General features: G+C 60.7%; 13 protein-coding genes. 5 read left to right on the top strand and 8 right to left on the bottom strand.

The window, feature by feature from the left end:
- The first annotated feature begins 3 nt into the window (after window positions 1–3).
- The 3 genes from modB to ACR0KW_RS13050 all read left to right on the top strand — a co-directional run bounded on the left by modB (window position 4) and on the right by ACR0KW_RS13050 (window position 2278).
- Window positions 4–696, top strand: a complete 693-nt coding sequence (gene modB / locus ACR0KW_RS13060) for a molybdate ABC transporter permease subunit (RefSeq protein WP_480805381.1) — start codon at window positions 4–6, stop codon at window positions 694–696.
- Window positions 693–1790 carry a molybdenum ABC transporter ATP-binding protein gene (modC, locus tag ACR0KW_RS13055; RefSeq protein ID WP_480805380.1) on the top strand — a complete coding sequence of 366 codons (1098 nt, stop codon included), beginning with the start codon at window positions 693–695 and terminating at the stop codon, window positions 1788–1790. The genes modB and modC overlap by 4 nt, the downstream gene beginning before the upstream one ends.
- Before the next feature lie 80 nt (window positions 1791–1870).
- Complete coding sequence (locus ACR0KW_RS13050; RefSeq protein ID WP_480805379.1) at window positions 1871–2278, top strand: hypothetical protein; 408 nt, start codon at window positions 1871–1873, stop codon at window positions 2276–2278.
- 6 nt (window positions 2279–2284) lie between these two features.
- Here ACR0KW_RS13050 and hemF read toward each other — a convergent pair whose 3' ends face one another.
- Genes hemF through clpS form a run of 4 tightly spaced genes read right to left on the bottom strand, consistent with a single transcriptional unit; the run spans window position 2285 to window position 5350 of the window.
- Entirely contained in the window at window positions 2285–3169 is an 885-nt protein-coding gene (hemF, locus tag ACR0KW_RS13045) for an oxygen-dependent coproporphyrinogen oxidase (protein WP_480805378.1), read from the bottom strand.
- Between the two features lie 5 nt (window positions 3170–3174).
- A complete protein-coding gene (locus ACR0KW_RS13040) occupies window positions 3175–3975 on the bottom strand; it encodes an SDR family NAD(P)-dependent oxidoreductase (RefSeq protein WP_170327058.1) in 801 nt (266 codons plus the stop codon).
- Between the two features lie 37 nt (window positions 3976–4012).
- The gene (locus tag ACR0KW_RS13035) at window positions 4013–4978 is read right to left on the bottom strand and encodes a class I SAM-dependent methyltransferase (RefSeq protein WP_480805377.1); all 966 of its coding nucleotides are present in this window, start codon (window positions 4976–4978) and stop codon (window positions 4013–4015) included.
- A gap of 27 nt (window positions 4979–5005) precedes the next feature.
- Window positions 5006–5350: an ATP-dependent Clp protease adapter ClpS gene (gene clpS / locus ACR0KW_RS13030; protein ID WP_480805376.1), complete on the bottom strand. Its 345-nt coding sequence runs from the start codon at window positions 5348–5350 to the stop codon at window positions 5006–5008.
- Window positions 5351–5443: 93 nt separating this feature from the next.
- Between clpS and ACR0KW_RS13025 the strand changes: the two genes are divergently transcribed.
- Window positions 5444–6145: an HAD family hydrolase gene (locus ACR0KW_RS13025; RefSeq protein WP_480805375.1), complete on the top strand. Its 702-nt coding sequence runs from the start codon at window positions 5444–5446 to the stop codon at window positions 6143–6145.
- 280 nt (window positions 6146–6425) lie between these two features.
- Window positions 6426–7808 (top strand): D-alanyl-D-alanine carboxypeptidase family protein, encoded by a 1383-nt coding sequence (locus tag ACR0KW_RS13020; protein WP_480805374.1) that lies wholly within the window; start codon window positions 6426–6428, stop codon window positions 7806–7808.
- A gap of 70 nt (window positions 7809–7878) precedes the next feature.
- Here the strand turns inward: ACR0KW_RS13020 and ACR0KW_RS13015 are convergent, their stop codons facing one another.
- From ACR0KW_RS13015 to ACR0KW_RS13000, 4 genes are all read right to left on the bottom strand, one after another.
- Window positions 7879–9126, bottom strand: a complete 1248-nt coding sequence (locus ACR0KW_RS13015) for a hypothetical protein (RefSeq protein WP_480805373.1) — start codon at window positions 9124–9126, stop codon at window positions 7879–7881.
- Between the two features lie 151 nt (window positions 9127–9277).
- A complete protein-coding gene (locus tag ACR0KW_RS13010) occupies window positions 9278–10039 on the bottom strand; it encodes a LamB/YcsF family protein (RefSeq protein WP_480805372.1) in 762 nt (253 codons plus the stop codon).
- 12 nt (window positions 10040–10051) lie between these two features.
- On the bottom strand, window positions 10052–11050 hold the full coding sequence (locus ACR0KW_RS13005) for a 5-oxoprolinase subunit C family protein (protein WP_480805371.1): 999 nt from the start codon (window positions 11048–11050) through the stop codon (window positions 10052–10054).
- Entirely contained in the window at window positions 11047–11799 is a 753-nt protein-coding gene (locus ACR0KW_RS13000; protein ID WP_480805370.1) for a 5-oxoprolinase subunit B family protein, read from the bottom strand. The genes ACR0KW_RS13005 and ACR0KW_RS13000 overlap by 4 nt, the downstream gene beginning before the upstream one ends.
- Window positions 11800–12238 lie beyond the last annotated feature (439 nt).

The following is a 12238-nucleotide window of genomic DNA, read 5'->3' as shown; positions in this document are numbered from 1 at the left end:
CGTATGGGATGGTTGGGTCCGGCAGAGCTTGAGGCGCTCAGACTGTCTTTGCGTGTGTCCTTCTGGGCGACGCTGGTGACCTTGCCGTTTGGCGTCTTTGTGGCTTATGCGCTGGCCCGCTGGCGGTTCCCCGGTCGTCAGCTGCTTAATGGGCTGGTACACCTGCCGCTGATTCTGCCGCCGGTGGTGACCGGGTACCTGCTGCTGTTGACCTTTGGTATCCAGGGGCCAATGGGCAGGTTGCTGGCCGAGTTCGGCATCGTCGTAGCCTTTCGCTGGACCGGCGCGGCGTTGGCCGCGGGAATCATGGCCTTTCCTTTGATGGTGCGCGCCATCCGCCTGTCGATCGAGGCGGTGGACCCGAAATTGGAACAGGCCGGGGCAACGCTGGGCGCGTCGCGGCCCTTTGTGTTTGCCACCGTCACCCTGCCGATGATCCTGCCCGGCGTGATCGCTGGTGCCATCCTTGCCTTTGCCAAAGCGATGGGAGAGTTCGGGGCCACGATCACCTTTGTCTCGAACATCCCCGGTCAGACCCAGACCCTGCCCTCGGCAGTCTATGCCTTCCTGCAGGTACCGGGGGGCGAGGGCGCGGCGACGCGATTGGTGATCGTTTCGATCATCATCGCCATGGGCGCACTGTTGCTGTCGGAATATGTCGGTCGTCGTGCGGCCGCGCGGGTGTCCGGGTCATGAGTCTGTCTGTCCACCTGCAGCACGATCTGCCTGACCTTACGCTGGATCTCAGCTTTGATGCGCCCTCAGGCGTAACGGTTCTGTTCGGGCGGTCCGGTTCGGGCAAGACCACCGTAGTCAATGCGGTGGCCGGTTTGTTGCGCCCCCAGGCGGGGCGCGTTGCCGTGGACGGGTGGGAGCTGTTCGACACCGAGAAGAACCTATGGCTGCCGCCACACCGTCGGCGTTTGGGGTATATCTTTCAGGAAGGCCGCCTGTTCCCGCATCTGACTGTGCGACAGAACCTGTCCTATGGGCGCTGGTTCGCGCCAAAACGGGCGCGTCGCGAGGACCCGGACAAGGTGATCGAGATGCTAGGCATCGGCCATCTGCTGGATCGCCGCCCCGCGGGCCTGTCGGGCGGGGAAAAGCAGCGTGTCGCCATTGGTCGCGCCCTACTGGCCAGTCCGCGGCTGATCCTGGCAGATGAACCTCTTGCCGCGTTGGACGACGCGCGCAAGGCCGAGATCCTGCCCTATTTCGAACGGCTGCGGGATGAAGTTTCGGTTCCGATTCTCTACGTTACCCATTCCGCGGCCGAAGTCGCGCGGCTGGCGACCTCGGTTGTTGCTTTGCAGGATGGCAAGGCGGTGCGGCACGGTCCGGCGTCCGAGGTGATGGCTGATCCGTCGATCGCCCCGGCGGGCGTGCGGGCCGTGGGGGCGGTGCTGAAGGTCCGGGTTCGGGACCATCACGCCGATGGGTTGACCGAACTGGATGCTGGCGGTGCGCGACTGTTCCTGCCACGCATCCCGCATCAGGTGGGGGAAGAGCTGCGCATCCGCATTCCGGCGCAGGAAGTCATCCTGTCCAACAAACGGCCCGAGGGGTTGTCGGCCCTGAACATGCTGGAAGGTGCGGTCGATACGATCCGCGCGGGCGACGGGCCGGGGGCCATCGTTTCGGTCCAGACCCCGGCAGGGCCGGTGTTGGCCCGCGTCACCCGTCGCTCGGTCGAGGCGCTGGGGCTGGAGCCGGGCAAGCCGTGCTATGCGGTGATCAAGACAGTTGCCTTGGCACCGCAGGACGTTGGCGGGCGGCTGGGCACTCGCTAAACCCGGACTTTACTCATCATCCGGGCCCCCTATGATTTATGGAAATGCCCGAGTGTGTTTCAGGCCAAGGATTTGTTGATATGCGGTTTCTCAGAATTTCAGGCGCAGTTGTTCTGCTTTTGCTACCAACGCTGGCGCAAGCCGTCGGAATTGGTTTTGCCGTCAGGCCCGGATATCGTGCGACGGTCACGCAGTTGAAAAATGGTAATTACCAGGTGGCCACACATGGCTCGTCCGCGGCAATCGCCTATTGGTGCGGCATTGGGGATTTTGCCATCCGCACACTCAGGCTGCCGACAACTCAGCGCATTTACGTGGCCAAAGCCTATGACAAGCAGACACGGACCGTGCAGTTTTCGCTGACACCACCCGAGGGCGGTGACACTTCAAAGAGTTATTCGATCACGGTCAGCCGTGTGGGTGAAAACATGTCGGCATCCGGGGCGCGGAGCCATTGCTTTGACAACATCATGGATTTCGATTTCTAGGCGAAATCAGACCCACTTGGCCATCGGCGGCAGGCTCATCAGCACCGCATCCGGATCGTGGCCGGTTTCAAGCCCGAACTTGGTGCCCCGATCGTAAACCAAGTTGTACTCGGCATAGAGGCCGCGATGGACCAGTTGGGTGTTCTTGTCATCGTCGTCGAAGCCCTGCACGCGGCGCTTTTCGACCAAGGGTAGAAAAGCGGGCAGGAAGGCCCGACCGATATCCTGTGTCAGCGCAAAATCCGCCGCCCAGTCACCGGTGCAGTAGTCATCCATGAAAATGCCGCCAACGCCTCGGGCGCGTTTTCGGTGAGGGATATAGAAGTATTCATCAGCCCACTCTTTCAGGCGCGGGTAGTGTCCCGGCCCGTGCGGGTCCAGATGCGCCTTTTGCGTGGCGTGGAAATGGGCTGTGTCCTCATCATATTCGATGCAGGGGTTCAGGTCCGACCCGCCGCCGAACCACCACGCGTGCGGGGTCCAGAACATGCGGGTGTTCATATGCACTGCCGGAACATGCGGGTTCTGCATATGCGCCACCAGCGAAATGCCCGAGGCCCAGAAACGCGGATCATCAGCCATACCCGGAAGGCCCTTGCGTGCGGCCATCGCCTGCTGTGCCCGCTCACCCAGCGTGCCGTAAACGGTCGAGATATTGACGCCGACCTTTTCGAACACCCGTCCGCCGCGCATAACCGACATCAACCCGCCGCCCGCGTCCGAGCCGTCCTCGGACTGTCGCGTGGTCTCCTTGACCTCGAACCGACCGGCGGGGGCGTCCGAAAACGGCCCGGTGTCGTGGCTGTCTTCCAGCGCTTCGAACGCGGTGACGATTTCATCACGCAGTTGGCGGAACCAGGCAGAGGCGGTGGATTTCTCGGTGTCGAACATGGGGATCAGTGGGCCGGGGCTGCGACGGGGTCCAGCAGGGTGCGGCCGCCGTCAATGGTCAGAATTTGCCCGGTGATGAACCCGGCGGCGTCCGAGGCCAGATATTGCGCCGTCTCGGTCAGTTCCGAGGGTGCGGCGATCCGGGCCAAAGGGGTGTGTTTCTCGATATCGTCGCGGAAATCGCGGTTCTCTTTCAGGGTGGACTGCAGCGAGGCACTCATCACCGAGCCCAACGCGATGGAATTCACCCGGATACGGTTCGGGGCCAGCGCCACGGCCAACGAGCGGGTCATCTGGTCCAGCGCGGCGGTCGATACGGAATAGGCCATCAGGTCAGGGTGCGTACGCCGGGCAGCAATCGATGAAAGGTTGATGATCGACCCGGCAGGATTTTCGTCATCGTCTCCGGCTTGCTTGATCATCCGTTTGGCGACCAACTGGCTCAGCCGCAAGGCAGGCATCAGGTTCTGGTTCAGCAAGGTGCGGACCGAGTCATCTTCGGTATCCAGTGGATCGGACGGGATCACCTGTCGCGCGCCGTTGATCAGGATGTCCACCTGATCGAACGCGTCGAGGGTGGCCGACAACAAATTGGCGATGGTCAGCTTTTCGCGCAGGTCTCCGGCGAAGAACCGGATGTTGCTGTCATCAGCCTGCTCGCCCAGTTCCTCGGTCAGCCGTTTTTCGTCCATATCGGCAAACATCACATTAGCGCCTGCATCGGCAAAGTGGCGTCCGATGGCCAGCCCGACACCGTTGGCCCCGCCGGTCACGATTGCGGTTTTGCCAGCTATGGAAAAGGACATGCGTATTCTCCTGAGTTGCGGCGCAGGTTAGCCGGGATCACCGCCGAGGGCGAGAGGCATGAAAGACCTTGAACCGATTGTCGCCGGTCACTTCTTCGACATGGGCAAAAGCGGCGGTCAAAGCGGCCTCGTAGGGTAGGTGGCGGTTGGCCACCATCCACAGAGAACCGTTGCGGGTCAGGTTCTTGGCGGCCGACCGGATGAAGCCTTGTCCCAGTTCGGGTTCGGCACTGCGGCCGGTGTGGAAGGGCGGGTTCATCACCACCGTGTCAATCGGCTCAGACGCCCGCCAAGTGACCGCATCCGCCCAGTGAAACTGAGCGCGCGGGTCGGCCACATTGGTTCGGGCGCAGGTCAGGGCGGTGTGGTCGGCCTCGACCAGATGCAGGGCTTTCAGGCCCGTGGCCTGCAGTAGCCCGGCAGAAAGGTATCCCCAACCCGCGCCAAGGTCAGCGACCCGAGCGCCCAACTTGTCGGGCAACGCCGCCAGCAACAGCGCCGAAGCCGGATCAATGCCATCTGCCGAGAACACTCCTGGCGCGGTCTGAAAGCCGTCTGCGGTCTGATGATCGGGCTCGGCCCAATCCGCAAAGGCTTGCGGATCTGACTGGAACCAGAAAATCTTGCCATGGGCCTTGGAGATCGGCCCCTCGACCGCGACGCGTTTTCGGATGTCTTTCAGCAGGCTATCCACGCCATCGGTCTTGGCACCGTCCACGACGACGACTCCACTGGCGCGACAGCATGCCTGTTGCACCATCGAACGCGCCAACGCCTTGGCGCGCGGCAGGATCACGATGGCGTCCTGACAGGGGGCGTCCGCCTCGGGTACGACCGGAAACCCCTGATTGGCAAAGTGATCGTGAAACGGTTTGAACGGCTGCACCACCTGCGTCTCGCGCGGCAAGGCCGACAGATCACTGGTTGCGGTCGGCCCAAGTACCGCCAGCGGTTGAGTCAGCGAAAGGCCGCTTTGCAGGGCAAGATCAAGACGAGGGGACATGAGCGAATTCGAAAGAGAAGCGCGGGCTTACTCTTCCCGCTCCATTGTGCATTGTAGCGGGTGCTGATGCCTGCGGGCAAAATCCATGACCTGACCCACTTTGGTTTCGGCGATCTCGTGGCTGAACACACCCACAACCGCGACGCCTTTCTTGTGGACGGTCAGCATGATCTCGAACGCCTGTGCGTGGGTCATGCTGAAGAAACGCTCCAGCACATGCACCACGAACTCCATCGGGGTGTAGTCGTCATTCAGTAGCAGAACCTTGTACAGCGGCGGGCGCTTGGTCTTGGGGCGCGTCTGTACCAGGACCGACGACTCCGGGTCGTCGTCCTCCGGTTTGTCAGACATGATCCATTGGTGTTCAAGCATCGCGTTCTACTGTCCGATTCAGGCTTCGGTTTATCTGTGCGCTTATATAACGTCGTACCAGCCAGAGAAAAGAGCCAGCAGGACGTATTCGACATGGGTCAAAACCTTACCACAATCGGCTTCGATGCGGATGATACTTTGTGGCACAACGAGCGTTTTTTTCAGCTGACGCAGGCCCATTTCACCGATTTGTTGGCTGATCACGCCGAGAAGGACCATCTGTTGGAGCGGCTTCTGGCGGCCGAAAAGCGCAACATCCGGCATTACGGGTACGGCATCAAAGGTTTTACCCTATCGATGATCGAAACTGCGATCGAGGTGACCGAGGACCGGGTCCCGGCCTCGGTCATTCGCCAATTGGTCGAAGCCGGGCAAGAGATGCTGGCCCACCCGATCGAGCTTCTGCCCCACGCGCGCGAAGCGATCGAGGGTGTCGCGGCGACTCATCAGGTGGTGCTGATTACCAAGGGCGACCTGATCGATCAGGAACGCAAACTTGCGCAGTCCGGGTTGGGTGAACTGTTCGACGGGGTCGAGATCGTGTCTGAAAAGACGCCGCAGACCTACCACCAGATTTTCGATCAGTACGAGGGCGGGCCTGCATCGGCGATGATGGTTGGCAATTCGATGCGGTCCGACGTGGTGGCCCCGATTCAGGCAGGGTGTTGGGGCGTGTATGTTCCGCACGGGCTGGTCTGGGAGGTCGAGCAGGCCGAAACGCCCGCCGACAACCCCCGATACCGCGAGTTGCAGGATCTGGGCCAGCTGACGAACCTTGTGCAGCGGCTCGGTTGATGTTGCCGAATGGTCTCAGTTTCGAAAATTCGTTGCGGTGCTGCGGCAATTTCTGGTCACATTCGAGGATGTTGTGGGGCGGGCAGCCTGTTTGGCCATATGTTGTAGGCTGCGCGACGGGCAACCAAACAGCGATTTGATGAGCTTTTGGTTTATTTCATTGGGCCCCTGTGCTAGCCTTAACGATAATAAAATAATTACAAGCTGACCGGGAAAACCCGGCGGCCCGAGGTAGACAGAGGCAAAGATCGTGCAGGTTCGGCGGACAGTTCCGGCCCGAATGGGCTTATTTCTTATAGCATGCGTGTGGCTGCTCTCCTTTGCGCCGTTGCAGGGGGTGGCCGCGCCTTACGCGGCGATGGTGATCGACGCGCGCACCGGTGAGGTGCTGCATTCGCGCAACGCCGATACACGGCTGCACCCGGCTTCGCTGACCAAGATGATGACTCTCTACATCGCGTTCGAAGCGGTGCGGAACGGCGAGATTGACTTGGACACGCAGGTTCGTATCACCAAAAAAGCAGCGTCCGAGCCGCCCTCGAAATTAGGGCTGCGCACGGGGCAGACTATTGCCTTTCGTTATCTGATCCGCGCTGCGGCGGTGAAATCGGCCAACGACGCCGCCACTGCCATCGGCATCGCCATCAGCGGGTCCGAGGCTGCCTTTGCCCGCCGCATGACACGGACGGCCAAGGCCATGGGCATGAGCCGCACGACCTTCAAGAATGCGCACGGCCTCACCGAATCGGGCCACCTGTCCACAGCGCGGGACATGACCACGCTGGGGCGCCATCTGCTGTATGATTACCCGCAATATTACAACCTGTTCTCGCGCCAATCGACTCATGCGGGGATCAAGACGGTTCCAAATACGAACCGCCGTTTGCTGGCGGCCTATAAAGGCGCGGACGGAATCAAAACCGGCTACACCCGCGCTGCGGGTTTCAACCTTGTGGCCTCGGCCAAGCGCAAGGACGAACGGATCATCGCCACCGTGTTCGGCGGCAAATCCGGTGCATCGCGCAATGCCAAAGTGGCCGAGCTGCTGGACATGGGCTTCCGCCGCGCCCCATCGCGGGCGCCGATCCGTAAACCGGCCCGTCCTGTTTACGCAGGAAATGCCGGGCTGGGCGCGACCGTCGCAGCCCTGACCGGTGCGCCGAAAACCAGCCTGCGGCCGGTGCTGCGCCCCGGACCTGGTGCCGCCGTGCAGGTGGCCGGCACCGTTGCGGCGACCGCCGCCAAGAATGGTGCGCGTATTCAGAACGGTATCGCCGCAGCTATTGCTGCAGCGGATGTCCAGTCGCCGACCGACGACACCACGCGCCCCGCCGCGCGGCCTGAGGATCTGGTTCTTGCTTCAACCGACCCGACCGTACAGCCCGAGCCCGAACAGGAAATCGTCACGCGCCTGTCCACATCCGGCGGGCATCTGTGGGGCGTCAATGTGGGCCGCTATACCACCCGATACGAGGCGGAGAAGGTTTTGCTGAAAACCGCCCTGTCGGAAATGACCACTCTGGAAGGAACCCTGCGCAAGGTGAACCAAAGCTCGCGCGGGTTCGAGGCGACGTTCCAGGGCATGACCCGCGAACAGGCCGATCTGGCCTGCCGCAGGCTTCAGGCCCGGAATGTCACATGTTTCATGATCGGGCCGTCATAAGACCCGACATACTCTCTCCTTATGAGTCTGGGCTGCGAGGAAACTCGCAGCCTTTTTTTGTCAGGAGGCCTTAGTCGAACACGTGGCCATGCTGGTATTGTTCGTCCTGCCCGGCGGCGGCCGTCAGGGCTGCCACGTTATCCTTGGTGAAGAACCCGTCATAGTGGTGGCAACGCTCAATATACTCAGTGATCAGCAGCGTGTTTTTCGAGTGTTTCGAGAAGATCTGCTTCAGGTTCGGATCGTCTTTGCATTCGCCGACCACATGCGCCAAGAACGGCACGCCCTTGTCTTTAAGCGTGTTGACGACAAAATCGACGTTCTTTTCGCCCGCGTTGTGATCGCCGTCCTGAATCTCGACAGCCATGTGATGCAGACGGCGGCCGAAGTTGCGAACAAAGTCCTCGGTCGGCATTGGCAACTGCTCAAAGGAATTCACGAAGGATGGGGTGTTGTTCGCGGTGAAGACTTTGGCGGGCGATTTCTTGTCATCATCCACGTTGGCGTTCCGGTTCACATTGGTTGACGAGTTCATGTCGAAGATGTTGTAGGCCCCCCAGAAATAATAGGGCACCATTGTCAGGAACTCGAGGATCGCGTCCTCACGCTCACCGGCTAGAATTCGGGTGGCCAGGTGGTCGATTCCCAGCATCAAGGGTGAGATTTTGCTGTCCGACCCAAATGCGGCGGCCTGATCCAGCTGCGCCTGTTCCGCATCGCTCAGCAGTACGCGATCCCCCAGCCCAAAGCTGTCGGTGTCGTTGAAATCGAGTGTGGAGTACCCAACCCGATTGCAGGTGAAATCCGACGGTGTGGTAAAGCAGAACCCATTTTGCGTGTAGAACGGGTTCTCGGTATCGCCTTCATACTCAAAGCGGATGTTCTGGGCTTCGAGTGTCTTGGTTAGGGTCTTCAGGTCGGTTGCGCCGTAGATCTCTCCGACATAGCGGGTCTGCGGCGTGCCGCGCGCCAATGGGTACATTCGGTTGATGCGCGGGATGAAGTCCTCAAAGCTGGGGTTCAGCGGGGCCATCACGATCATGGCAGGATAGTCGGAATGCGAATGCAGGACCGAGAACTTGTGGGTCTGACCCATATAGGTGGCCGTGTGGCGATACGGGGTCATCACATACAACTCGATCAGCGTATCGAACAGCGCCGTGGTTTCTACCTGCAGTACGATCGCCCGCATCGGGCCGACCTGATCGGCAACGCCGGAACTGGTACGCCTTTCGTAGATCATCGGCAGGTACTCGTTGAAGAAGTCCGAGTTCTTCTTGTCCCCGCGGGGCTGGTACGACATCAAATCGAAAGACATTAACACACCTCCATGCGCATACCCGGTGGTAGTCGGGCGCAGCCTTGTTTGGATTTCAAATAATCAGAACATGCACTTGCGGTCATGCTAGGGTCTGAAATCCAAGCGGGCAACAGTAAGAAGGTGGGGCGATGGTTTTGCGATCACATGGCTATCGGGTGAATTTTGTCACCTCGACCCCGCCTGCGACCAGGTTCTCGCGCACCGATCGGGAAATTTGTACCGCCGTGGGTCCGTCACCATGCAGGCAAATCGTGTCGATCGAGGTTTCCAGCCGTTTGCCGGTTTCGGTAATGATGGCGCCTTCGCGAACCATGTTCAGGATTCGCGGCCCCGCAAGGTCCGGGTCATGGATGACCGCACCGGGCAGGCTGCGATCCAACAGTGTGCCGTCATCATTATAGGTGCGGTCGGCAAAGATCTCGCCAACCCATTTGCAGCCCAGTTCGCGCACGGCCTCTTCCTGTTTGGTGACGGCCAGAACCATGATGATAATGTCCGGGTCCACGTCCAGCGCGCCCTGATAGCAGGCCCGCGCCATGTCGGTATCGACCGAGCACATGTTGGCCAATGCCCCGTGCAGTTTTAGATGCCGCACTTCGGTCCCAACCGCCTTGGCCATCCCCATTGCCGCGCCGAGCTGAAAGCGCACCAGATTGCGTAAGCTGCCATGGGGCACCTTCATATTACGGCGACCAAACCCTTGCAGGTCGGGAAAACCGGGATGCGCGCCAATGCCCACTCCGTTCTCGGCCGCCAGTGCCATCGTCGTTGCCATCACGTCCGGGTCGCCCGCGTGAAAGCCGCAGGCGATATTGGCCGAGGTGATGATCTTCAGCAGGCTCTCATCATCGCCCATCTTCCAGGGGCCAAAGCTTTCCCCCATATCGGCATTCAGATCGACGCTGGGCATCGGCAATACTCCTTAGTCGGTGGCAGAGATCATTCCGCCGATCAATTGGTAGGACAATAGGTCCGGGATGTCATGCGGATCACGGACCAGAGGTTCGACTCGCGCCCGCAGCCGCGCTAGTTCGGCCAGATAGGCCGCGTGCAGGGCGACGGCCTCGTCCATCGTCACGAATTCAAACTGTATCTGTCCGCCCGCCGGGGTCTGCGCCGCGCGGGGCAAGTCGCAGGGCAGGACTGTGGCAATGCGGGGGTAACCTCCGGTGGTCTGACACTCGGGCAGAAGGATAAAGGGATTGCCGGTTCCGGTCATCTGGATGTCGCCGGGAGTGATGACCTCGGACAATATGTTCAACTGGCCCTTGGCGGCGAAACCTTCGCCATCGCTCTCCATCTGCATTCCCATCCGGTTCGCCCGCGCCCCGCGCCGAAACAGCGTCCGGGCAAAACGGTTCAGCGTGTCCTGATCGAACAGGGGGGTCTGAAAACTGGCAACCACGCGCAAGGGGCCTCCGGCGAACCGCTCATCAGGTCGCAGCTTCATGCCAGCGCTGCCCAAGAGTGGGCCGGTTGGCAGGATGTCACCCGCCTGCACTGCGCGCCCGACCTTCGCGGTCAGGTGGGTCGAACGCGACCCCAGAAACAGTGGTGCATCGATTCCACCTCCGACATGCAGATAGCCATAGGTTCCCTGCGTCACCGCACCGATGGTTAGCTTCTGCCCAGTCTCGATAGTATGAGAGGCATTCCAGACAACCGGACTGCCGTCGATACTCGCCTGCATCGGTGCCCCGGTCAGGGCGATGTTGACAGGTTGAGTGGCCTCAAACGTGCCGCCCATTCCCGCCATTTCCAATGCGGCAAAATCTGGGCCGTGCCCCAACAGGGCGGCACCTTCGTGAAGCGCCAGCTGATCCGCCGCGCCAGACCGCGACAGGCCTTGATCCAGATATCCCGTGCGCCCCTGATCCTGCACCGTGCAGGCCGGTCCGATCTGATGCACCAGCAAGCTCATGCGGGTATCTCCGTGCAGGTCGCGCCGCCCGCGCCATCATTGGTTGCGCGGATAGCTTCCAGTTCGTCCCGGCTGACCGGAAGAAACTGCATCTCATCCCCGGGTCGCAGGGCAAAGCTCTGTTCCGCTTCGGATCGGAAACACCGAAACGCGGTCTGGCCCACATGCCGCCACCCGGTAGGCGTTGGGCCTGAAAACAGCACGAATTGCGAGATCGCCAAAACCAGCGCGCCTGCAGGCACCATTGGGGTCAGTTCCTTGAGGCGCGGTATGTTGAACTCGGGACCCAATGGGCCGAGATAGGGCTGACCGGGTGCAAAGCCGATGGTCAGAACGCGCACACGAGTATTGCTAAGGCGTTTGATGGCTTCGGCTGGCGATAGCCCCGCTGCGGTGGCGGCTTCATCCAGTTGTGGCGCAAGCTGGCCACCATAGACGGTCGGCACCTTCCACAGACGACGCCCGGCGGGCAGCGATGCCTGATACCAGTCCTGCTCCTTCATCATCTGCTCAAGACGCGCCTGGATCTCAGAGTGTGGCAGGCGAAGTGGATCAAACCGGACATAGGCCGAAGCAAGAGAGGCCGAAGTCTCCTCCACCCCCTCCCAATTCCGGGAGTCGATGGCATTGCGGAACGCGAGGGCGGCGCGATTGGAAGGTTCGGCCATCGTATCGGCAAACGAAACCAACAGACCATCCAGGCCAACGGTTCGTATGCGCGGGAAAGGGGCAGCCTGCTTGGGTATCATATCACAATGCGTTCGGACGTTTCTTTGCCGCGAGGTGATCTTATCCGGAGCCAATGCGCAAGCCCCGGACCCGACCCCGAGTCTCTTTCCACGTCCAAAATGCGAGTCGAGTCGGCAAAATCGGCCGAAAACTGAATCGGTTTCTAGCGACCGAGTCGGGCTGGCCTTGTGGGTGCGGCGGGCGGACTCACTATATATAGAGTGGGTGCGGACGTGACCGGATAAAGGCTCTGTGTTGCATCACGGGTATTTGAGTGATTTGGCAGGGGGTGCTCTGCTGATGTGACGTATAACTATCAGAAAATGCTTGATAAATAAAGAAAATGCAAAAAAAACGCGCGGGATGTGATTTTCCACTTGCGGCTAGTGTTGGTTATACTTAGAACCCCCTTCACCGGCGCTGCTGAGGCGCTCGGGACACACCGGTGAGACGGTGGGA

Source organism: Ruegeria sp. CG11, from assembly GCF_056537245.1.
The sequence above is the reverse complement of the archived record's forward strand: the minus strand, read 5'-3'. Positions and strand labels throughout refer to the sequence as shown.